General features: G+C 52.2%; 14 protein-coding genes and 3 pseudogenes. 12 read left to right on the top strand and 5 right to left on the bottom strand.

Features of this window, described 5'->3' with window-relative positions; genetic code table 11:
• Positions 1-574: 574 nt before the first annotated feature.
• Positions 575-2557: a biosynthetic arginine decarboxylase gene (gene speA, locus NAL19_RS18450; RefSeq protein WP_225085860.1), complete on the top strand. Its 1983-nt coding sequence runs from the start codon at positions 575-577 to the stop codon at positions 2555-2557.
• A 57-nt stretch (positions 2558-2614) separates the two neighbouring features.
• On the opposite strand, the pseudogene NAL19_RS18445 reads toward speA, so the two are convergent.
• Positions 2615-3159: pseudogene (locus tag NAL19_RS18445) on the bottom strand (helix-turn-helix transcriptional regulator).
• A 678-nt stretch (positions 3160-3837) separates the two neighbouring features.
• Positions 3838-4590 carry a M48 family metallopeptidase gene (locus tag NAL19_RS18440; protein ID WP_225085859.1) on the bottom strand — a complete coding sequence of 251 codons (753 nt, stop codon included), beginning with the start codon at positions 4588-4590 and terminating at the stop codon, positions 3838-3840.
• A gap of 411 nt (positions 4591-5001) precedes the next feature.
• Between NAL19_RS18440 and tkt the strand changes: the two genes are divergently transcribed.
• The 7 genes from tkt (at position 5002) to NAL19_RS18405 (ending at position 13542) form a co-directional block, all read left to right on the top strand.
• Complete coding sequence (gene tkt, locus NAL19_RS18435; protein ID WP_263058105.1) at positions 5002-6996, top strand: transketolase; 1995 nt, start codon at positions 5002-5004, stop codon at positions 6994-6996.
• Positions 6997-7310: 314 nt separating this feature from the next.
• A complete protein-coding gene (gene epd, locus NAL19_RS18430) occupies positions 7311-8327 on the top strand; it encodes an erythrose-4-phosphate dehydrogenase (protein WP_263058104.1) in 1017 nt (338 codons plus the stop codon).
• A 72-nt stretch (positions 8328-8399) separates the two neighbouring features.
• Positions 8400-9563 (top strand): phosphoglycerate kinase, encoded by a 1164-nt coding sequence (pgk, locus tag NAL19_RS18425; protein WP_180742948.1) that lies wholly within the window; start codon positions 8400-8402, stop codon positions 9561-9563.
• Positions 9564-9699: 136 nt separating this feature from the next.
• Positions 9700-10776, top strand: coding sequence for a class II fructose-bisphosphate aldolase (gene fbaA / locus NAL19_RS18420; RefSeq protein ID WP_015841829.1), 1077 nt, complete (start codon positions 9700-9702; stop codon positions 10774-10776).
• Positions 10777-10901: 125 nt separating this feature from the next.
• The gene (gene mscS / locus NAL19_RS18415) at positions 10902-11762 is read left to right on the top strand and encodes a small-conductance mechanosensitive channel MscS (RefSeq protein WP_263058103.1); all 861 of its coding nucleotides are present in this window, start codon (positions 10902-10904) and stop codon (positions 11760-11762) included.
• A gap of 204 nt (positions 11763-11966) precedes the next feature.
• Positions 11967-12581 carry an arginine exporter ArgO gene (gene argO, locus NAL19_RS18410; protein WP_225085855.1) on the top strand — a complete coding sequence of 205 codons (615 nt, stop codon included), beginning with the start codon at positions 11967-11969 and terminating at the stop codon, positions 12579-12581.
• Between the two features lie 235 nt (positions 12582-12816).
• Positions 12817-13542: an oxidative stress defense protein gene (locus NAL19_RS18405; RefSeq protein WP_263059750.1), complete on the top strand. Its 726-nt coding sequence runs from the start codon at positions 12817-12819 to the stop codon at positions 13540-13542.
• Positions 13543-13619: 77 nt separating this feature from the next.
• On the opposite strand, the gene NAL19_RS18400 is transcribed toward NAL19_RS18405, so the two are convergent.
• Entirely contained in the window at positions 13620-14513 is an 894-nt protein-coding gene (locus NAL19_RS18400) for a LysR family transcriptional regulator ArgP (RefSeq protein ID WP_015841813.1), read from the bottom strand.
• Between the two features lie 239 nt (positions 14514-14752).
• On the opposite strand from NAL19_RS18400, the gene rpiA reads away from it, so the two are divergent.
• Positions 14753-15412, top strand: coding sequence for a ribose-5-phosphate isomerase RpiA (rpiA, locus tag NAL19_RS18395; RefSeq protein ID WP_263058102.1), 660 nt, complete (start codon positions 14753-14755; stop codon positions 15410-15412).
• A 294-nt stretch (positions 15413-15706) separates the two neighbouring features.
• On the top strand, positions 15707-16939 hold the full coding sequence (serA, locus tag NAL19_RS18390) for a phosphoglycerate dehydrogenase (protein WP_263058101.1): 1233 nt from the start codon (positions 15707-15709) through the stop codon (positions 16937-16939).
• 52 nt (positions 16940-16991) lie between these two features.
• Here the strand turns inward: serA and NAL19_RS18385 are convergent, their stop codons facing one another.
• On the bottom strand, positions 16992-17993 hold the full coding sequence (locus tag NAL19_RS18385; protein WP_225085852.1) for a zinc-binding alcohol dehydrogenase family protein: 1002 nt from the start codon (positions 17991-17993) through the stop codon (positions 16992-16994).
• Positions 17994-18122: 129 nt separating this feature from the next.
• Between NAL19_RS18385 and NAL19_RS18380 the strand changes: the two are divergent.
• Positions 18123-19033 (top strand): annotated as a pseudogene (locus NAL19_RS18380) (LysR family transcriptional regulator).
• A 251-nt stretch (positions 19034-19284) separates the two neighbouring features.
• Entirely contained in the window at positions 19285-20988 is a 1704-nt protein-coding gene (locus NAL19_RS18375) for a methyl-accepting chemotaxis protein (RefSeq protein WP_263058100.1), read from the top strand.
• 85 nt (positions 20989-21073) lie between these two features.
• Here the strand turns inward: NAL19_RS18375 and ettA are convergent.
• A pseudogene (gene ettA, locus NAL19_RS18370) lies at positions 21074-22740 on the bottom strand (energy-dependent translational throttle protein EttA).
• Between the last annotated feature and the right edge of the window lie 272 nt (positions 22741-23012).

The following is a 23012-nucleotide window of genomic DNA, read 5'->3' as shown; positions in this document are numbered from 1 at the left end:
GTCCTTTTATCATCGGCCGTTTTTTCTTTTACAAGAGATGACTAGCGACAATTTTCATTTTGCTTTTCCAGTAGCATGTAGGTATAAACGGCGAGCGGTGATGCAATCCGCGACATCTTGAATTGCTTATTGATAGCTGACCGCATGACCTGCGGCGCACGTGGAGGTGGTAGGATTAATGATCCGTTGTTTACTGAGTATATTGCGTTCGCAATATGTCCCTTTTGACGCTATCGCGTCCGCGACTCAACCCTTCTTTTCCGTTTCCCGACGTAGCCTGTCTTTGAATTCGACACAGGACTCCAGGGCTGGTTAATCCGCCTGTTATTCTTTCTGCCAGAAGCGCTTAACGCCTTTCTGGTCACGTTCGCCCGGTGATTTTCACGACGAGTTTTATCGACCCGTAATACGGAGCCTGACAACGTGTTTTACACTAATAAGAGTAATAAAGTGACGGCATATTTCACTACGCCGGTTTTTTCACTGTCGACGCCGCATGTTGCAGGTATGCTCATGTGGGCGGTTTATTCAGGTACTGATGTGATCAGCAGTCTAGAAAAAGAAGAGGTTCGTTATGTCTGACGACATGATTCATCACGGCTCGTCAGCGACGGGTAAACATGAAAATTTGCGCTCAATGCAGGAGGTTGCCATGAATGACCGTAATGCCAGCGAAATGCTTCGTACCTACAATATTGCCTGGTGGGGCAATAATTACTATGACGTCAATGAGCTGGGTCACATTAGCGTGTGCCCGGATCCTGACGTACCAGAAGCTCGCGTCGATCTGGCCAGATTGGTCAAAGATATGCAGAGAGACCACCACCAGCGTCTTCCTGCGCTATTCTGCTTTCCGCAAATCCTTCAGCATCGCCTACGTTCTATTAATGCGGCGTTTAAACAGGCTCGTGAATCGTTTGGCTATGAAGGTGGCTATTTTCTGGTTTATCCCATCAAGGTTAACCAGCATCGTCGCGTGATTGAGTCACTGGCGAATTCCGGTGAACCGTTGGGTCTGGAAGCCGGTTCAAAAGCGGAACTGATGGCTGTTCTCGGCCACGCCGGCATGACGCGCACGGTGATCGTGTGTAACGGCTATAAAGACCGTGAATACATCCGTCTGGCACTCATCGGTGAAAAGCTGGGCCACAAGGTGTATCTGGTCATCGAGAAGATGTCTGAAATTCGTCTGGTGCTGGAAGAAGCCGAGCGTTTGAATGTGGTGCCGCGTCTTGGCGTCCGCGCGCGCCTGGCTTCTCAGGGCTCGGGCAAGTGGCAATCCAGCGGCGGCGAAAAATCCAAATTTGGTCTGGCGGCGATTCAGGTTCTGCAATTGGTTGAGATGCTGCGTGACGCGGGGCGGTTGGATAGCCTGCAACTGCTGCATTTCCATTTGGGGTCGCAACTGGCGAATATCCGCGATATCGCGACGGGCGTGCGTGAATCCGCGCGTTTCTATGTCGAGCTGCATAAGCTGGGCGTGAATATCCAGTGTTTTGACGTCGGTGGCGGTTTGGGCGTGGACTATGAAGGTACGCGCTCTCAATCCGATTGTTCAGTGAACTATGGCCTGAATGAATACGCCAACAACGTGATTTGGGGTATCGGCGATGCCTGTAATGAACACGGGCTGCCGCATCCGACGGTGATCACCGAATCCGGTCGTGCGGTCACCGCGCACCATACCGTACTGGTTTCCAATATTATCGGGGTGGAACGCAACGAGTTCAGCGAACCTACCGAGCCGGAAGAAGATGCGCCGCGCGCGCTGGAGAGCCTGTGGTCGACCTGGAAGGAAATCAAGCAGCCAGGAAAACGTCGTTCGTTGCGTGAGTGGCTGCATGACAGCCAGATGGATTTGCACGATGTACATACCCAGTACACGCACGGCATGTTGGATCTGACACAGCGTGCGAAAGCAGAGCAACTTTATCTGAGCATCTGTAAGCTGATTCAGGAGCAGTTGGATCCGAGTAACCGTGCGCACCGGCCGGTGATTGATGAGTTACAGGAGCGGATGGCGGACAAGCTGTATGTCAACTTCTCGCTGTTCCAATCCATGCCGGACGCATGGGGTATCGATCAACTGTTCCCGGTACTGCCGCTGGAAGGGCTGGATAAGCAGCCTGAACGCCGCGCGGTGCTGCTGGACATCACCTGTGATTCCGACGGTACGATCGATCACTATGTCGATGGTGACGGCATTGCGACCACGATGCCAATGCCGCCTTACGATCCAGAAAACCCGCCGCTGCTGGGCTTCTTTATGGTCGGTGCCTATCAGGAAATTCTGGGGAACATGCATAACCTGTTCGGTGATACGTCGACCGTAGACGTGTTTGTCTTCCAGGATGGCACCGTCGAGATTGAAGAATCCGACGAAGGGAACACGGTTGCCGACATGCTGGAATATGTGCAGCTTGACCCTGACGTGCTGATGACTCGTTTCCGCGATCAGGTTAAAGAAACCGATCTGGATGCTGAACTTCAGGCACAGTTCATGGAAGAGTTTGAATCCGGGCTGTACGGCTATACTTATTTGGAAGATGAAGAATAAGTGTGACTGACGAAGTAAAGGGGATGCGAGCGCGCATCCCTTTTTTTCGGCCATCGATCAGATAAGCGAATTACTTATATTGATATCGGTTGCTGGTTTGGGAAGGGAATCAAATTCTTCAATGACGCTGTCTTTGAAGATAATCTTGGCAATTAGCAGTAAAGAGTTTTTATCCTGAACGCCATATTTATTCAGTAATCGTGATTTGCTGTTCAGTACTGACTTCTTATTTAATCCGATGATATCGGCAATCGCTTCCGCCGTGTAGCCCGCACACCAATACTGGAATACGGCATATTCAGATTTTGACAACCTGACGGGACTGAATAAACGGCGATCGTGAAGGTGGACGAAATCGAGTAATTTATAAAAAGAATCGATGGCTGCTGATTTTGAAATAAGAATCGTTTTTTCGTCAATGCACACGGGAGGGTGATTGGGGGAATTATTGATGATCACGAACGACGACGCCATATTATAAAAGTGAGTTCTTATCGACTCATAGTATTCCTCAAAGCCCTCACTGCTACCGTCGATGATGAAAATACATTTTTCTTTCCCTGCTGCAGCGTAAACCTGTTGACGGGCTTTATCGAGAGCATAGGGATACCGGATAGGATTTCCCGTAATCCTACCGTGGTAAAATTGCATTTACTGAAAATTCTCACATCCATGATTTTTAACACATATGAGTTTATTGTCTGAAAGTGGCCACAAACCAATAATTGCTGCTGATGTTATCCAGTTATTAAGAAATCGCGATCCTGAAATGCCGTTAAATCGCTAAAAGGTGGAGCCTCTAGAGAAACCTGTGAAAGAGACAACAGGGGTTATCATATATCTATATGATCAAACTGGAAAAATTTTTATTGGTTTAACATAGTATGCTTGATTTACTGGTTTATTTCTATCTTTAAATACAGGGGGTTACCACAAGATTCCTGCTGATTGAGACGTAGGTCTCTGTGCTAATCGTGGTTACCTGTTTGTCGGTATGCCGCCGCATTGGTGGATGACGGCTTTCCAGCATCTGGAAATCCACGGAGTATCGTTTCTTAAAAAGAGAACGAAAAGTTAGTGCGATTGAAAATAGCTATCTATTTATTATCGATTAATTCTTAAATCCTATCATCATGACGATGGCGAGATTAAAGATGGCAATTTCATGACAGCTTACAGCGAATATGGCGGGGATGATAGTGGTCGGATGACTAGCGGGCAATTGAGATTTTTTCAATTGCCCACGATGTGCCTGCTCTGTGCGTCATCAGAACGCGGGGTTACTTCTCGGCAGCAATGCGTTCACGAATGTGTTTGGCGCGCCCTTCAGATGAAGGGTGGGAGTCGAACATGCTGCTCTCATGGCCAGCATCGAGTTTTGCGAGTTTCTCAAAGCTGCTCGCCAGGCCTTCCCGATTGATGCCGCGTTTCTTCAGCAAATCAAAGGAGTAATCATCGGCCTGCGTTTCTTGAGTTTGAGAGAACTGGGAATTAACCAGTTTTTCTCCCAGATCCGCTAGCTGAGATTCTGACAAGGACTGCGCGACACCGCCCGCAGAGGCGATGGCAGTACGGGCGGCCGTCGCAGCATAGGCAACCTGCATCGCTTTACGCGTGTGTCCCAGCGCAACGTGACCCATTTCGTGGCCGAGAACGCCTTCGACTTCATTGTCGTTCATGATGTCCATCAGGCCGCTGTACACCCGGATACAGCCGTTAGCCATTGCCCAGGCGTTAACGTCTTTTGTCAGATAAACCTTGTAGTTGGCTGGCGTACCGTTGATGTCATGACCCAGCGCATCTGCAATTTTATTCAAGCGTTGTGTGTACTTGTTGTCGGCAGGGGCAATGTTTGCCTCTTTGTCCATTTGCTCACAGGACTGGTTGCTAAGCGCTTTAACCTGCGCATCGCTGAGCGTTGCCGCCTGAAACGCCTGAGCGCCGGATTGCATTAAGGTATTGGTGTTTAAGTTTTGGCAGCCGGTCAGCAACGTTGCGACACACAGCGCCAGCACAGAAGAACGAATTACCATAAAAATCATCTCCCTACGAGCGTTCTTGTTTTTTAGTACGAAAGAAAATCGGCTATAAACTACCCGAAAACGACATTGAGAAATAGATCGGAAAATCTGATTTGTACTTTTTACGAGAGCGCGCAGGCAATGCATTTTGTTTCTGATACGTTCCCAAAAGGCACGCCAAATAAAGGTGAACCCACTAGAAAACATCGCGTATGGCGCTGTAATTCACTGCGCAATTGGCAAAAGAACCGCTATTGATTCGTCAGCCAATAAATCCCTGTTTTTTGCTCACGGTTCCATGTGCATTCGCTACATTTTTCATGTACATTTGTAATCATATTTATTTTGTCATTCTTGTTTAACTTATTGATTTTTATTTGTTTTACAGGAAGGGCAGTCGTTCAATCCGATCTGGAGTCAAGCATGTCCTCTCGTAAAGAACTTGCCAATGCTATCCGCGCGCTGAGCATGGATGGGGTGCAGAAAGCCAAATCCGGTCACCCGGGCGCACCGATGGGCATGGCCGATATCGCCGAAGTGCTGTGGCGCGATTATCTCAACCATAATCCGGCCAACCCTAACTGGGCCAACCGTGACCGCTTCGTGCTGTCCAACGGCCACGCGTCCATGCTGATTTACAGCCTGCTGCATCTCTCCGGCTACGACCTGCCGATTGAAGAATTGAAAAACTTCCGCCAGCTGCATTCCAAAACGCCGGGTCACCCTGAATACGGCTACACCGCCGGCGTTGAAACCACCACCGGCCCGCTGGGTCAGGGGGTTGCCAACGCGGTCGGTATGGCGATTGCCGAGCGCACGCTGGCCGCACAGTTCAACCGTCCGGGCCACGAGATTGTTAACCATCACACCTACACCTTCCTCGGTGACGGCTGCATGATGGAAGGGATTTCTCACGAAGTCTGCTCGCTGGCCGGCACCATGAAGCTCGGCAAACTGACCGCGTTTTATGATGACAACGGCATCTCTATTGACGGCCACGTTGAAGGCTGGTTCACCGACGATACCGCCGCCCGCTTTGAAGCCTACGGCTGGCACGTGGTGCGCGGCGTAGACGGTCACGATGCGGACGCCATCAAACGCGCCATCGGCGAAGCGCAGCTTGTCACTGACAAACCGTCGCTGCTGATGTGCAAAACCGTGATTGGCTTCGGTTCACCGAACAAGGCCGGTACGCACGACTCCCACGGTGCGCCGCTGGGTGATGCCGAAGTGGCCGCCTCCCGCGAACAGCTGGGCTGGGCGTATGCGCCGTTTGAGATCCCGGCGGATATCTATGCAGCCTGGGACGCCAAACCAGCGGGCCAGCGTAAGGAAGCGGCCTGGAACGAGGCGTTTGCCGCCTACGCCAGCGCCTACCCGGAACTGGCCGCCGAGTTCAAGCGCCGCACCGGCGGTGAGCTGCCAGGCAACTGGCAGGCGGATGCACAGAAATTTATCGACGATTTGCAGGCCAATCCGGCGAAAATCGCCAGCCGCAAAGCCTCACAGAACGCGCTGGAAGCCTACGGCAAACTGCTGCCGGAATTCCTGGGCGGCTCTGCCGACCTGGCGCCGAGCAACCTGACCATCTGGTCCGGCTCGGTCTCGCTGGACAAAGACCACGCGGGCAACTACATCCACTACGGCGTGCGCGAATTCGGCATGACGGCGATTGCCAACGGGATTGCGCTGCACGGCGGCTTTGTGCCGTACACCGCGACCTTCCTGATGTTTGTGGAATACGCGCGTAATGCCGTGCGTATGGCCGCGCTGATGAAAATCCGCAGCATCTACGTTTACACCCACGACTCCATCGGTCTGGGCGAAGACGGCCCGACGCACCAGCCGGTTGAACAGCTGGCGAGCCTGCGCGTGACGCCGAACATGAGCAACTGGCGTCCGGCGGACCAGGTGGAAACGGCGGTGGCGTGGAAATACGCGATTGAGCGTCAGGACGGCCCGACGTCGCTCATCCTGTCCCGTCAGAATCTGGCGCAGCAGCCCCGTACCGCGGAGCAACTGGCGAACGTGGCGAAAGGCGGCTATGTGCTGAAAGACAGCGACGGTCAGCCTGAGCTAATCCTGATTGCGACGGGTTCTGAAGTTGAACTGGCGGTTGGTGCCTATGACAAGCTGACTGCCGCAGGCCGCAAGGTACGCGTGGTGTCGATGCCGTCTACGGATGCGTTTGACAAGCAGGATGCGGCCTACCGTGAAGCGGTGCTGCCGAAGGCAGTATCGGCGCGCGTAGCGATTGAAGCGGGTATCGCAGACTACTGGTTCAAGTATGTTGGCCTGAATGGCGCGATTGTCGGCATGACGAGCTTCGGCGAATCGGCGCCGGCTGAGCAGTTGTTTGAAACCTTCGGTTTCACCGTGGACAACGTGGTGGAAAAAGCGCAGGCGCTGCTGAAGTAATCACGCCGCGTTAACCCCGATATGAGAAGCCGTCAGCTAATGCTAGCGGCTTTTTTTCATCCTGAATTTCCCCTTATTTTCAATGTGCTTTGCCTGCTCCCCAAACGCCGTTTTTTCATTTTTATGACGCAGGTCACTCTTCTGGCGCGTGCCAGACGAGAATATTTCTTTTATGCGTTAATTCGTTTATTCTAGCTGAAGCGTTTCAGTTGTTGTGCTGACGGCGTTTCGTCAGGGGTTCTCTGGTGTCTAAGAAGGGTATATCCTATGCGCTGGCTAGCCCAGCGATGACATAAGGAACCACAAGGAACGCCATGACGATCCGTATTGCGATAAACGGTTTTGGCCGCATAGGCCGCAGTGTTTTACGTGCGTTGTATGAATCAGGTCGCCGAGCTGAGATTGCCGTTGTGGCGATTAACGAGCTGGCGAGTGCGGAAGGTATGGCGCATTTGCTCAAGTACGACTCAAGTCACGGCCGTTTTTCGTGGGATGTGCGTCAGGAGTGCGATCAGCTTTATGTTGGTGATGACTGTATTCGCCTGTTGCATCAGGCTGAGATTCAGCAACTGCCCTGGCGAGAACTCGGTGTCGATATCGTACTGGATTGCAGCGGTGTCTACGGTAGCCGGGAAGATGGGGAAGCCCATCTGGCGGCGGGCGCGAAGAAAGTGTTGTTTTCTCATCCGGGCACGGCAGATCTGGATGCGACGGTGGTGTTTGGCGTCAATCACCAGCAGTTGGAAAGTGGGCATCGTATTGTTTCCAATGCGTCTTGTACGACTAACTGCATTATTCCGGTGATTAAACTGCTGGATGATGCCTTCGGCATCGAGAATGGCACGGTAACGACGATCCACTCATCCATGAACGATCAACCGGTGATCGATGCTTATCATTACGATCTGCGGCGTACGCGAGCCGCCAGCCAGTCGATCATCCCGGTGGATACCAAACTGTCGGCGGGAATCACCCGTATTTTTCCACAGTTTGTTGACCGTTTTGAGGCGATCTCGGTGCGGGTGCCGACAATCAACGTTACGGCAATTGACCTGAGCGTTAGCGTCAGGAAAGCCGTAAACGTGAATGAAATTAATGCACTATTGCAAAAATCAGCGCATGAGTCGTTTCGTGGTATAGTTGATTATACTGAATTGCCATTAGTGTCAGCTGATTTTAACCACGATCCGCACAGTGCCATTGTTGACGGCACGCAGACACGGGTCAGTGGTCAGCATCTGATTAAAACATTGGTCTGGTGCGATAACGAATGGGGCTTTGCCAACCGGATGTTGGATACAACACGGGCGATGGCAGCCTGCGGTTTCTAGTACGACGGTGGCGATCAGGGGTCGCTATCTCGCTCAAGCAACTTTAAAAGAGAATCAACAAGAGGATTCACCATGTCTGTAATTAAGATGACCGATCTGGATCTGGCTGGTAAACGTGTTCTTATTCGTGCGGATCTGAACGTACCAGTAAAAGAAGGGAAAGTGACGTCTGATGCGCGCATCCGTGCCTCTCTGCCGACCATCGAAATCGCTCTGAAACAAGGCGCTCGCGTTATGGTCACCTCCCACCTGGGACGTCCGACCGAAGGCGAATACAACGAAGAATTTTCTCTGCTGCCTGTTGTTGACTACCTGAAAGAAAAACTCTCTTCGCCTGTGCGTCTGGCGAAAGATTATCTGGATGGTGTTGATGTCGCCGAAGGCGAGCTGGTTGTACTGGAAAACGTCCGCTTTAACAAAGGCGAAAAGAAAGACGACGAAGTTCTGTCCAAGAAATACGCGGCGCTGTGCGATGTGTTCGTCATGGACGCATTCGGTACTGCACACCGCGCGCAGGCTTCCACTCACGGCGTGGGTAAATTTGCGCCTATCGCTTGTGCAGGCCCTCTGTTGTCTGATGAGCTGGAAGCGCTGGGCAAAGCATTGAGCGAACCAGCACGTCCGATGGTTGCTATTGTGGGCGGCTCTAAAGTTTCCACCAAGCTGACCGTGCTGGATTCTCTGTCTAAAATCGCCGATCAACTGATCGTCGGTGGCGGTATCGCTAACACCTTCGTGGCAGCACAAGGCCACAACGTGGGTAAATCCCTGTACGAAGCTGACCTGATTCCTGAAGCGAAAAAGCTGCTGGAAACCTGTGATATTCCTGTACCGAGCGATGTACGTGTTGCGTCAGAATTCTCTGAAACTGCGGCCGCAACGCTGAAGTCAGTTACGGCAATCAAAGACGAAGAGCAGATTCTGGATCTGGGCGATGTTTCCGCTGAGCGTCTGGCTGAAATTCTGAAGAATGCCAAGACCATCCTGTGGAATGGCCCGGTTGGCGTCTTCGAATTCCCAAACTTCCGTAAAGGAACCGAGACCATTGCTCGTGCGATCGCAGATAGCGAAGCATTCTCTATCGCAGGCGGCGGCGATACGCTGGCTGCGATCGATCTGTTTGGTATTGCTGACAAAATCTCCTACATTTCTACCGGCGGTGGTGCATTCCTGGAGTTCGTTGAAGGGAAAAAACTGCCAGCAGTGGTTATGCTGGAAGAACGCGCCAAGCAGTAATTTAAGGTAAGGGCTGCTTTTTCCCTTTCCTGTGGTTGTCTCGGCATGCCGTTATGCAATAGCGTGCCGAGACAATCTGTCGATTCAACATCGATTTCTCTAACCCCTCCACGGCCAACGAAACGGGACACGTAACATGTCTAAAATTTTTGATTTCGTAAAACCCGGTGTCATCACTGGTGATGACGTTCAGAAAGTTTTCGCAGTAGCAAAAGAAAACCAATTCGCTTTGCCAGCAGTGAACTGTGTCGGTACCGACTCAATCAATGCTGTGCTGGAAGCCGCAGCCAAAGTACGCGCGCCGGTCATCGTTCAGTTCTCTAACGGCGGTGCAGCATTCATCGCGGGTAAAGGCCTGAAAGCAGAAGGCCAGCAGGCGGCAATTTTGGGTGCGATTTCTGGCGCTCATCATGTTCACCAAATGGCTGAGCATTATGGTGTTCCGGTCATTCTGCACACTGACCACTGTGCCAAGAAACTGCTGCCGTGGATCGATGGCCTGCTGGACGCGGGTGAAAAACACTTCGCGGCTACCGGCAAACCTCTGTTCTCTTCCCACATGATCGATCTGTCTGAAGAGTCTCTGGAAGAGAACATCGAAATCTGTTCTAAGTATCTGGCGCGTATGGCCAAAATCGATATGACCCTGGAAATCGAACTGGGTTGTACCGGTGGTGAAGAAGACGGCGTGGATAACAGCCACATGGACGCTTCTGCTCTGTACACTCAGCCAGAAGACGTTGACTACGCGTACACCAAACTGAACGCGATCAGCCCACGTTTCACCATCGCTGCCTCTTTCGGTAACGTACACGGCGTCTACAAGCCAGGTAACGTGAAGCTGACTCCAACCATCCTGCGTGATTCTCAGGAATATGTTTCCAAGAAACATAACCTGCCGCACAACAGCCTGGACTTCGTGTTCCACGGTGGTTCTGGTTCAAGCGCGCAGGAAATCAAAGATTCTGTCAGCTACGGCGTGGTGAAAATGAACATCGATACCGACACCCAGTGGGCAACGTGGGAAGGTATCCTGAAGTACTACAAAGATAACGAAGCTTATCTGCAAGGCCAATTGGGTAACCCGAAAGGCGAAGACCAGCCAAACAAGAAATACTATGACCCGCGTGTGTGGCTGCGTTCCGCTCAGGCAAGCATGGTGACGCGTCTGGAACAAGCCTTCAAAGAACTTAACGCTGTTGATGTGCTGTAAGACAGACGACGTAAACATGATTTGATGCTAAGGCTCCTACGGGAGCCTTAATTTTTGGTGGTAATGTTGCGCTTTAAGTGATGGACGTTATGCTTTCCCAGTGATTAAAAAACAGGAGCCTTCAAATGGAAGAACTTAATACGAGTCTGGATCAGGCAGGGAACTGGTTGGTGACGCATCAGAACTTGTTTTTACAGTATGCCGTGAATATTGTCGCCGCATTAGTGATCCTCATCGTTGGTCTGGTGATCGCTCGGATTGTTTCCGGCACGATTAATAAACTGATGGTCAGTCGCTCTATCGATTCAACCGTGGCGGATTTCCTCTCTGCATTGGTACGTTATGGCATTATCGCGTTCACGCTGATTGCAGTATTGAGCCGGGTTGGCGTGCAGACGGCATCGGTCATTGCCGTACTGGGTGCGGCGGGCTTGGCTGTCGGTCTGGCATTGCAGGGGTCGTTAGCCAACTTTGCTGCGGGCGTCTTACTGGTGATTTTCCGGCCTTTCCGTACTGGCGAATGGGTTGACTTAGGCGGTGTGTCTGGCTCGGTCACGCAGGTACAGATCTTCTCGACGACGCTGCGTACCTCTGACGGCAAAATCATCGTGGTGCCGAATGGCAAAATCATTGCTGGCAACATCATCAATAGTTCACGTGAGCCGGATCGCCGTACCGAAATTATTGTCGGAGTGGCTTATGATGCCGATATCGACGTAGTGAAAAAACTATTGGGCGATATTGTTGCGGCGGATGAACGTATTCAGCACGACAAGGGCGTCACGATCCGCCTGAATGAAATGGCGGCGTCATCGCTGAATTTTGTGGTGTGGGTGTGGACAACCAATGGCAACGCGCAGGCGGTGTATTGGGATCTGCTTGAAAGCTTTAAACGTGTGCTGGATGAGCACCGTATCGGCATTCCTTATCCGCAGATGGACGTACACCTGCATAACTTACCATCCGCAGCGAAACAGCCAGAATAACCTCTCTGACATAAGCCTTCAGGTATGCACCATGTCCTTATCGGCGTGGTGCATCGTCAGAAATTATCTTCTCGTCCGACACGGACTTCCTCTGCCTTCAGCACATTAGCTTAGCTAATGTAGCGTTAGAATATTCAATTTCACTTATCTTATCGGCTTCCATACACTCCCCCGCGATAACAACAAATGATGCAGGAGAGAAGTATGTGGGCGGTGTATTTACAGGGCGTTTTGTTGGGGACTGCGATGATTTTGCCTTTGGGGCCACAGAATGCGTTTGTGATGAATCAGGGGATTCGCCGGCAATATCACCTGATGGTGGCAATGTTATGTGCCTTGAGCGACATGGTGCTGATTACCGCAGGAATTTTTGGCGGTAGCGCGTTGCTCAGTCAATCTTCATTGCTGCTGGGTGCGGTGACCTGGGGCGGCGTTGCGTTTCTGCTTTGGTTCGGCTGGGGCGCGATGAAAACAGCCTTCAGCAAGAATATTTCACTCGCCAGCGCCGAGGTAATGAAACAAAGCCGCTGGCGCATTATCGCGACGATGCTGGCGGTGACCTGGCTTAATCCACATGTCTATCTGGATACGTTTGTGGTGCTGGGGAGTCTGGGAAGCCAGTTTGCGGATGATGCCCGTCGCTGGTTTGCGCTAGGGACGATGACCGCCTCTTTCACCTGGTTCTTTGCACTGGCGCTATTGGCCGCCTGGCTGGCACCGTGGCTGAATACGCCACGGGTACAACGGGGGATCAACTTTTGTGTCGGCGTAGTGATGTGGGGCATTGCCTTGCAACTGGCGCGTCACGGCTGGCAATAATGGCGGGAAATAAATGACATCCCCTTACGCTAGGCTTCAGAAAGACATCTAGGTTTCAGAAATTCACCTATATTGTGTGGAGTTGGTCATGCGTTATGTTAGTCGGTAAAGCACTCCGTCTTGTCTCTTTCATTCTGGAAGAGACCGTGTTGGTGCAGATAATCTATTGGCACAGACAATCTGCCAGCGGCATGCGACGAAACATAAGTAAGGAGAGATTGTGAAGCAAGGTATGATGAAGCTAAATGCACTGGCGTTGGCCGCTGCGGTAGGATTGGGCGGTATGTCGATGGTCGCTCAGGCTGCGGAACTGCCGGATGGCCCGCATATCGTGACGTCAGGGACATCCAGCGTCGATGCGACGCCAGATATCGCCCGTCTGGCGATTGAAGTCAGCGTGTCATCGAAGGATGCGGCGGAAGCGAAAAAGCAGGTCGATGCCCGTGTTGCACAATATTTTGATTTTCTGGGTAAAAACGGCATTGAGAAAAAAGATATTAATGCCGCCAATTTACGCACGCAGCCGGAGTATGACTATCTTAAAACGGGTGGCTCGGTGCTGAAAGGCTATCGTGCTGTGCGTCAGGTGGAAGTGACGCTGCGCCAGTTAGACAAGCTGAATGAACTGCTGGATGGGGCGCTGAAATCGGGGCTGAATGAGATTCGCACGGTAGAATTAGGTGTTGCCAATCCCGAAGCCTATCGTGATGAAGCGCGTAAAAAAGCGATTGAGCAGGCGACGAGTCAGGCGGCCGCGCTGGCACAGGGCTTTAATGCCAAGCTGGGGCCGATTTACAGCGTTCGCTACCACGTTGCCAACTATCAGCCGATGCCGATGGCGCGGATGTTTAAAACGGCAGACGCGGCGGTGCAAACCGAAGCATCACAAACCTATGAACAGCAAACTATTCACTTTGACGATCAGGTGGATGTTGTCTTTGAGCTACAGCGTACGCCGTAAGCACTGTTCTCACTCGTTAATAATCCCCACAGGCCTGCTCAGACAGGCCTGTGGCATTTTACTGAAATATCAAGGTGTTATGACTGGCGCAGTACCTGATGGCCGTGCGCTAGCAGGGCATCCGTTACTTTTCTCATCATCCGGCTTTCTGGCGCGAAGCGGTGCCAGTAGAGCATCCGCCGTTGAAACAGTCCCGGCGTCAGGTCGACTAACTCGTTATTGGCCAGTTCTTTCTCGATTTGCAGATGCGGGATCATACAGCAGGTTGTGCCTTGTCGTGCCAGCTGTACAAACGCTTCCGACGAATTCACGATGTGGCAGGGAACGCTGCCCGGCGACAAATCAAAGTTTTGTTGTAAAAAAGCCTGATGCATGTCATCCAGATGGTCGAAGGCGACCGCAGGCGCGCGCAGCAGTGCCGAACGTGTCACGCCATTGGGAAAATAGCGGGCGGCGAAGGTCGGCGAGGCCACAAACAGATAATCTAATGCGCCCAGCTTATCCACCAGACAACTTGGCAACGGCTGGGACTGAATACTCACCGCCCCTACCACTTCACCCCGGCGCAGCCTTTCCTGCGTACGTGTTTCATCTTCTACCTGCAAGTTAAGGCGAATCGGGGAATCAACCAGCACCGGCTGTAGCGCAGGCAGCAGCCAGGTTGCCAGACTGTCGGCGTTCACCGCCAGCGACAGCAGCAGCGGGATATCGCTGTTGGTTTCATTTCCCAGCCACTCTTCTTCCAGCAGCTCAACCTGATGCAGCAGCGCCAGCAACTTTTGCCCCTGTTCCGTTGGGCGGGGGGGAATGGTTCTGACCAAAAGCGGCTGGCCGAACAGGTTTTCCAACTGCTTGATACGCTGTGAAACGGCAGATTGGGTAATACACAATTTTTGGGCGGCGCGCTCAAAACCACGCTCGCGGATGACGGCATCCAGAGCCTGAAGCGTTCGATAGTCCGGGCGTTTCATGAAAGTCAAAATCCTCTGAATGAGCCTGTTTTTTTCACTATGCCACATTTTGCTGATTTGCCATGCAGAAATCTTATTTTGGCTCTTGTGCGCCATTACGATTCAGCAGGGTAGGTGTGGAATGAGGCGCATGAAATAATGCATCGGCGGTGAAGTGAATTTACACGCTTTCCCCAATGAGCATGTTCTATAATACGCACACGTTTTCGTATATCGATTCTACAGGCCAGAAGCAGCTTATGACGCAAGATGAACTGAAAAAAGCAGTGGGATGGGCAGCGCTCGACTACGTCCGCCCGGACACCATTGTGGGAGTTGGAACCGGATCGACAGCAGCACACTTTATTGATGCGCTGGGTTCGATAAAACACCAAATCAAAGGCGCGGTTTCCAGCTCAGATGCCTCAACGGAAAAACTGAAAAGTCTGGGTATTCCCGTGTTTGACGCCAATGAGGTCGATTCACTGGATGTCTATGTCGATGGTGCGGATGAGATCAATGGCCACATGCAGATGATCAAAGGCGGTGGTGCGGCGCTGACCCGTGAGAAAATCATTTCAGCACTGTCGCGCCAGTTCATCTGCATTGTTGATGCATCCAAGCAGGTTGATGTGCTGGGTAAATTCCCGTTGCCGGTTGAAGTCATTCCGATGGCGCGGTCTTACGTGGCGCGTGAACTGGCGAAGTTGGGCGGGCAGCCGGTCTACCGTCAGGGCGTCGTGACGGATAACGGCAACGTCATTCTGGATGTGCACAACCTGAATATCATGGATGCGGTCGCCGTAGAAAACCACATCAATGGTATCCCCGGCGTGGTGACCGTTGGGCTGTTCGCCAACCGCGGCGCGGATGTCGCCTTGGTCGGGACGGCTGATGGGGTAAAAACCGTCGTTAAATGAGTGCGAGATCGTTCTGACGTGGTGAACGTCCACGTCAGAAATTTTTTAGCTAAAAAAATCTATTTAGTTAACGGCTCATTTTTGGTACTTAATATCACATTTTCTTATTTTGTTTATCGCCGATATGGCAATGCACATCTTTGGCAATATTTTTTGCCATAAATCAGGCGCGCCTCTTTGTGGCGTGATTCGGGCGAAGCAATCGTTTGTATTGCTGACTGCGTAATTTTTGTTATGTTGGCAGAGGCTATTTAGCACTCTGTCACATTTGAAGTCTGAAAATAAGGTCGGGAAATGGCAAAGGTATCACTGGAAAAAGACAAGATTAAGTTTCTGTTAGTGGAAGGCGTGCACCAGAGCGCGCTGGATAACCTGCGTGCAGCCGGTTACACCAACATCGAGTTCCATAAGGGCGCGCTGGATCCTGAGGCACTGAAAGCCTCTATTCGCGATGCGCACTTTGTGGGTATCCGCTCGCGTACCCATCTGACAGAAGAGATTTTTGCTGCTGCGGAAAAACTGATCGCGGTAGGGTGTTTCTGTATCGGAACGAATCAGGTTGATCTGTCGGCCGCGACCAAACGCGGTATCCCGGTCTTTAACGCACCGTTTTCCAATACCCGATCCGTGGCAGAAATGGTGATCGGCGAAATGCTGCTGATGCTGCGTGGTATCCCAGCGGCGAACGCGAAAGCACACCGCGGTATCTGGCACAAACTGGCCGTAGGCTCGTTTGAAGCGCGCGGCAAAAAGCTGGGGATCATCGGCTACGGCCATATTGGTACTCAGTTGGGTATTCTGGCTGAAAGCCTGGGTATGCACGTTTACTTCTATGATATCGAAAGTAAATTGCCTCTGGGTAATGCCCAGCAGGTGCGCCACCTGTCCGACCTGCTGAATATGAGCGACGTAGTGAGCCTGCACGTGCCGGAAAATGACAGCACGCAGAATATGATGGGGGCGGAAGAGCTGGCGCTGATGAAGCCGGGTTCCATCCTGATTAACGCTGCTCGCGGTACGGTGGTTGATATTCCTGCACTGTGCGAAGCGTTGAGCAGTAAGCATCTGTCCGGTGCGGCCATTGATGTGTTCCCACAGGAACCAGCCACCAACAGCGATCCGTTCCTGTCGCCGCTGTGTGAGTTTGACAACGTGCTGCTGACGCCGCATATCGGCGGCTCCACGCAGGAAGCACAGGAAAACATCGGTGATGAAGTCGCCGGAAAGCTGGCGAAATATTCAGACAACGGCTCTACGCTGTCTGCGGTGAATTTCCCGGAAGTGTCGCTGCCAGTTCATGGCGCACGCGCCAGCCGCCTGCTGCACATCCATGAAAACCGTCCTGGCATTATTACCAAAATTAACCAGATCTTTGCTGAGCAAGGCATTAACATTGCCGCGCAATACCTGCAAACGACGCCTGAAATTGGTTATGTGGTCATTGACGTAGAAACGGATGGCGCGCAAACGGCGCTACAGCTTATGAAGGCCATTCCTGGCACCATTCGTGCCCGTCTGCTGTTCTGATTCGTTTTAATCAGTGAATAAACAGCCAGCCCTTTTGGGACTGGCTGCGTTATTACAGCGCGATAACGATCTTGCCGCGCATATGCCCTTCCAGCACTTTACCATGAGCCTGCTTCAGCGTGTCTACCGTTAACCCTTGCAGCGTTTCGCTGGCGGTTCCCTGAAGTTTTCCTGCATCAACCAACTGTGCGATTTCGTGCAAAATGTTCCCCTGCTCGGCGATATCTGGCGTGGTGAACATGCTGCGGGTGAACATGAGTTCCCAATGCAGCGCCGCGCTTTTGAGTTTCAGCGCCGTTTGGTCGAGCGGATTTTTGTTTTCCACGATGGTGCAGATGTGTCCCATCGGTGCGATCAGTTTGCTAATGGCATCCCAGTGGCCGTCCGTGTCGTTCAGGCAGAAAATGTAATCGACCTGTTTGATCCCTTCTTTTTCTAGCTCAGCCACCAAATTACGGTAATCCACGACCTTGTGTGCACCACGTTGGCGGCACCACGCTGCTGAGTCAGGCTGCGATGCGGTAGCAATAATGTTTACCGAACTGCGCAGGGCTGCCAGAGAAATCGCAAGGGAGCCTACGCCGCCTGCGCCACCGATAATCAACAGCGTTTTATCGCTGTCTGCCTGCTGTATTTTCAGGTGTTCGAACAACCCTTCCCACGCAGTCAGCGCTGTGAGCGGCATTGCCGCCGCTGAAGCCCAGTTCAGAGACACAGGTTTGCGTGCCACGATACGTGAATCAATCAACTGATGTGTGGTGTTGCTGCCGGGACGGGTAATATCGCCGGCGTACCAGACTTCATCGCCTACCTGAAATTGGCTTACTGCACTGCCGGTTTTTAGCACGACACCGCTGGCATCCCAGCCGAGAATTCTGGGCTGCTCTAACCCATTTTGACGCAAGCCTGCGTGAACCTTGGTATCCACCGGATTCACGGAAACGGCTTTTACATCGATCAACAGATCGTATTCACCGGGCTCGGGGATGTCTTGAGTGATGGCAATGAAATTTTCTGGCTGTTGTGGAGCAACGGCTATGGCATGAGCGGTCATGGTCTGTTCCTCATTATTTTCAGAATGCGGTTTTGTGAATAAAACTGAATAGAACCAAGTGTAGAACACGGCGATAGGGCTGATAAGATGGACAATAAATAATGCAGTGTTCGTCTAAGGTGAACAATTATGTTTAAGCAATTGCAGGATATGGCGTTGTTTGCGCTGGTGGCCGAGTGTGGCAGTTTTACACAGGCGGCGCGAAAAGCCGGGCTGGCGAAATCCAGCCTGAGCCTGCGCATTAGCCAGCTTGAACAGCAGATTGGCCTGCGGTTGTTGAATCGAACGACGCGCCAGCTCAATCTGACGTTTGCAGGCGAGCGCTATCTGGTTCACTGTCAGGAAATGCTGCAAGCCAGCGAGCGTGCCGATCTTGCTATACAGCGCCTGCGTGATAATCCCAGCGGGCGACTGCGTATCACCAGTCCTGCAGGATTCGGTTCCACCTTGCTGGCACGGCTTACTGCCGATTTTTTGCAGCGCTTTCCGGCGGTATCGCTGGATGTGCTGATTTCAGATGAGGTGATCGATTTGGTTCAGGAAGGTTTCGATGTCGCTTTTCGTACTGGGAAACCGCACGATTCTTCATTGATCGGGCGTTCGCTTGGGCAGACTCCCCGCTATTTGCTGGCAGCACCTGACTATCTGGCGCGGCATCCGGCATTGCTCCATCCACAGCAGCTTCAGCAGCACCGCTGTATTGCGCACCATGCCTGGACGGAGTGGCTACTTCATCGCGGTTCAGAACTCTATCGCTGGCTGCTGCCCGAGACGCATATCACAGATAACCTGCTTTACGCCCGTGAGTGCGCCATTGCGGGGCGGGGATTACCCTATTGCCGGATTTCCTCTGCCTGGATGACGCGGTGTCTGGGAAGCTGGTTAAGGTCTTGCCGGATTGGCAGGTGGAAGCTAACGACCTTTATCTGGTTTATCCCAGCCGCAAACTGAATTCGCCCGCATTGGCGTGTTTTATTGACTTTGTTTTACAACATCGCGCGCTGGATGATTACTCAGCGTTTTTGAAAAATCAGCCGTGATGCCATACCTACAATATTTTTGTTTCATTTTTTCTGGTTGTTTTTTAATTTTTATTGAAACGTGATTTCTATCAATTTATTTTAGGTACGTTTTAAATTGGAAATGCCGATAACACTTTTGGTTCCTTTTGGCTTTTTTATAAAAGGTTCGTCCTGCGTGGCGTTATTGTCACAGTGATATCTGGGCTCTGCCGTGCCTGTCATGGCAGAGATAATGTATACCAGTGATGGTGAAAATGAGAATGCAACCGATGTCTATTCAAAAAGAGAAGTTGAGTTACATCAACAATATACGCCTCGTTTCGTTATTTATTACTCTTTTTTCAATTATCCTAATTTTATTTGCGCTTTCTATTGGCACAGCGAGTTATTTTTTAAAGCAGAGTAATGATTCACTTGATAAGGCTAATGAGTTGTCTGATATCCGCGCCGGTATCAGTAGCAGCCTCGATCAGCTACGTGTTGCCCGGCTGCTGCTGATTCAAGCTGGCGCAGCAAATCGTATTAGCGATCACGAGGTGTTTAAATCCGCTTCAGATCAGGCTGCGGGTCGAGTCAAAGCCTCACAGAAGCGTCTGGATGAATATCTCGCACGCCCAGACAAACTGGAGGGTGAAAAGGCCTTGGACGAGGATATCCTCAAGGCTTATAACAACTATCGCGATAATGCGATTGTTGTGATGCAGAAAGCCACGAGTGATGGTGAATTTGAAGACCTGGTGTCGTTGGAAAGCACAGTGGCTCGCCAGTTAGACGAAGCGTTCAGTGTTCCAGTACGCAAGAAGGTAACTGAACTCACGAAAGCCGCGCAGGATATCAATCTACAAGCAGAACAGAATGCCAAGCTGGGTTACTGGATGATGGCGGGCTCCTTTGCCCTGTCGATCATTATGGCGATCATGGCCTACATCATGGTGCGCAATGTGATCCTTGCGCCAATCAACAGACTGGTTGAGCGTATCCAGAAGATTGCCGCAGGCGATCTGACGCAACCGCCGATGGTGATGGGGCGTAATGAAATCGGCATTCTGGGAGTAAATATCCAGAACATGCAGGCGGAGCTGACGGATACGGTGACGATCGTGCGTGAAGGTGCGGATTCGATCTATCAGGGATCGTCAGAAATTACGGCGGGTAACGTCGATCTCTCTTCGCGTACCGAGCAGCAGGCGGCCGCGTTGGAGGAAACCGCCGCGAGCATGGAACAGCTAACCGCAACGGTGAAACAGAACTCTGATAACGCCCATCACGCTAGCCAATTGGCGAAGAATGCTTCTGAAAAAGCCGAGAAGGGCGGGCAGATCGTGAAGAGCGTGGTGGATACCATGCAGGATATTTCCACCAGTTCACGACGTATTTCTGAAATCACTTCCGTCATTAATAGCATTGCATTCCAGACCAACATTCTGGCGCTGAACGCGGCGGTGGAGGCTGCGCGAGCGGGTGAGCAAGGGCGTGGTTTTGCTGTGGTGGCGGGTGAAGTCCGTAATTTGGCGCAGCGCAGCGCACAGGCCGCGAAAGAGATTGAAGGGCTGATCGGCGAATCGAGCCGACTGGTGGAAACGGGGTCTGGGCTTGTGTCTCAGGCGGGCACAACCATGGGTGAGATTGTCCGCGCGGTTGTCAGCGTGACCGACATCATGGGGGAAATTGCTTCCGCTTCCGACGAACAAAGCCGTGGCATTGGGCAGGTGAGTCAGGCCGTGTCTGAAATGGACAGTGCGACGCAGCAGAATGCGGCATTGGTGCAGGAAGCTTCGGCCGCCGCCGTGTCACTTGAAGAGCAGGCCGCGCGTCTGACGCAGGCTGTCGCGGTATTCAAGCTGGCTGGGGTGGCTCAGAGACTGAAAACGTCCTTGCCGAAGGCTACGCCGCAACCGCGTCTAGCGCCAGCAATGGCGATTGCCGGGATCAGTAGCAAAGGCAGCGATAATCAAAACTGGGAAACGTTCTGATTCCCGGTAAATGAAGTAAGTATGACGAGTATGGAAAAAAATGGCCCGCAATGCGGGCCATTTTTTTATCACGTTCGATGACTGCTTATTTAGCGATCTTCTTGTATTTGATGCGGTGTGGTTCCAGCGCATCGGCGCCCAGCGTACGTTTCTTGTATTCTTCGTATTCGGTAAAGTTACCTTCGAAGAATTCCACTTTACCTTCATCCTGGTAATCCAGAATGTGTGTTGCGATACGGTCGAGGAACCAACGGTCATGCGAGATCACCATGGCACAGCCTGGGAATTCCAGCAAGGCGTTTTCCAGCGCACGCAGGGTTTCGATATCCAGGTCGTTGGTCGGTTCATCGAGCAGCAGCACGTTGCCGCCGACCTGCAACAGCTTCGCCAGATGCAGACGGCCGCGTTCACCACCGGACAGCTCGCCAACGCGTTTGCCCTGATCAACCCCTTTGAAGTTGAAACGGCCAACGTACGCACGGCTTGGCATTTCTGTGTTGCCGATACGCATGATGTCCTGCCCGCCAGATACTTCTTCCCAGACGGTTTTGCTGTTATCCATCGCATCACGGAACTGGTCGACTGACGCCAGTTTCACCGTTTCACCCAGCTCAATCGTGCCGCTATCTGGCTGCTCCTGACCGGACATCATACGGAACAGCGTCGATTTACCGGCACCGTTCGGGCCGATGATACCGACAATCGCGCCTTTCGGTACGGAGAAAGAAAGCCCGTCGATGAGCTGGCGTTCACCGTAAGATTTGCTGAGATTGGTGACTTCCACCACTTTGTCTCCGAGGCGAGCACCAGGCGGAATAAACAGTTCGTTGGTTTCGTTACGTTTCTGGTATTCCGTGTTGTTCAGCTCTTCAAAGCGTGCCAGACGAGCCTTACCTTTGGACTGACGGCCTTTAGCGCCTTGACGCACCCACTCCAGCTCTTTCTCAATGGACTTACGGCGTGCCGCTTCCTGAGACGCTTCCTGTGCCAGACGCTGATCTTTCTGCTCCAGCAGGAAGAGTAGTTGCCTTCCCACGGAATGCCTTCGCCACGGTCCAGCTCCAGAATCCAGCCTGCGACGTTATCGAGGAAGTAACGGTCGTGGGTAATAGCGACCACGGTACCTTCGAAGTCATGCAGGAAGCGTTCCAGCCAGGCGACAGACTCGGCATCCAGGTGGTTGGTTGGTTCGTCGAGCAGCAGCATGTCCGGCTTTTCCAGCAGCAGACGGCACAGGGCCACACGGCGACGTTCCCCCCCGGACAGGTTAGCGATTTTCGCATCCCACTCCGGCAGGCGCAGCGCATCGGCGGCGCGCTCCAACTGGTTATTCAGGTTATGACCGTCATGCGCCTGAATGATTTCTTCCAGCTTACCTTGCTCGGCAGCCAGTTTATCGAAATCCGCATCCGGGTCGGCATACAGCGCATAGACTTCATCAAGACGTTTCAGCGCGGTCACGACTTCAGACACCGCTTCCTCTACGGATTCACGTACAGTGTGCTCCGTGTTTAACTGCGGTTCCTGCGGCAAATAGCCGATTTTGATGCCAGGTTGTGGGCGAGCTTCGCCCTCGATGTCCGTATCAATGCCAGCCATAATACGCAACAGTGTTGATTTACCGGCTCCGTTCAGACCCAGCACGCCGATCTTGGCTCCGGGGAAAAAACTGAGGGAGATGTTTTTCAGAATGTGACGCTTCGGCGGTACGACCTTACCGACGCGATGCATGGTATAAACATATTGAGCCACGTTGCGACTTCGCCTCTCTCTTATCTCTATGATTTGTCACCTTAAGCGGGTGACGATGTGTAGCACTGTGCTACTGAATACGAATAGCGCCGCTGAGAAAACACCTCGGCAACGCTCGATTATCCTAACCGTTGAGTGTAGCGGGTTTCAGCCCGCGATCCCAGCTATCCGGCGATTTGCCATGGCCGATATGAGAGGTCAGCCCGCCTGATGAATTTCAGAATCGGTTTGCGGATCGACGTATCGTTGTCTGGCATGATGTGCCACACTGG

Source organism: Pectobacterium sp. F1-1, from assembly GCF_025643735.1.
GTDB lineage: Bacteria > Pseudomonadota > Gammaproteobacteria > Enterobacterales > Enterobacteriaceae > Pectobacterium > Pectobacterium colocasium.
This window is presented reverse-complemented; position numbering and strand designations above follow the sequence as displayed.

Bases quoted from the DNA above. Each gene is read 5' to 3' on its own strand.
- speA (WP_225085860.1), top strand. From the start codon at position 575: ATGTCTGACGACATGATTCATCACGGCTCGTCAGCGACGGGTAAACAT.
- NAL19_RS18440 (WP_225085859.1), bottom strand. From the start codon at position 4,590: ATGGTAATTCGTTCTTCTGTGCTGGCGCTGTGTGTCGCAACGTTGCTG.
- tkt (WP_263058105.1), top strand. From the start codon at position 5,002: ATGTCCTCTCGTAAAGAACTTGCCAATGCTATCCGCGCGCTGAGCATG.
- epd (WP_263058104.1), top strand. From the start codon at position 7,311: ATGACGATCCGTATTGCGATAAACGGTTTTGGCCGCATAGGCCGCAGT.
- pgk (WP_180742948.1), top strand. From the start codon at position 8,400: ATGTCTGTAATTAAGATGACCGATCTGGATCTGGCTGGTAAACGTGTT.
- fbaA (WP_015841829.1), top strand. From the start codon at position 9,700: ATGTCTAAAATTTTTGATTTCGTAAAACCCGGTGTCATCACTGGTGAT.
- mscS (WP_263058103.1), top strand. From the start codon at position 10,902: ATGGAAGAACTTAATACGAGTCTGGATCAGGCAGGGAACTGGTTGGTG.
- argO (WP_225085855.1), top strand. From the start codon at position 11,967: ATGTGGGCGGTGTATTTACAGGGCGTTTTGTTGGGGACTGCGATGATT.
- NAL19_RS18405 (WP_263059750.1), top strand. From the start codon at position 12,817: ATGAAGCTAAATGCACTGGCGTTGGCCGCTGCGGTAGGATTGGGCGGT.
- NAL19_RS18400 (WP_015841813.1), bottom strand. From the start codon at position 14,513: ATGAAACGCCCGGACTATCGAACGCTTCAGGCTCTGGATGCCGTCATC.
- rpiA (WP_263058102.1), top strand. From the start codon at position 14,753: ATGACGCAAGATGAACTGAAAAAAGCAGTGGGATGGGCAGCGCTCGAC.
- serA (WP_263058101.1), top strand. From the start codon at position 15,707: ATGGCAAAGGTATCACTGGAAAAAGACAAGATTAAGTTTCTGTTAGTG.
- NAL19_RS18385 (WP_225085852.1), bottom strand. From the start codon at position 17,993: ATGACCGCTCATGCCATAGCCGTTGCTCCACAACAGCCAGAAAATTTC.
- NAL19_RS18375 (WP_263058100.1), top strand. From the start codon at position 19,285: ATGTCTATTCAAAAAGAGAAGTTGAGTTACATCAACAATATACGCCTC.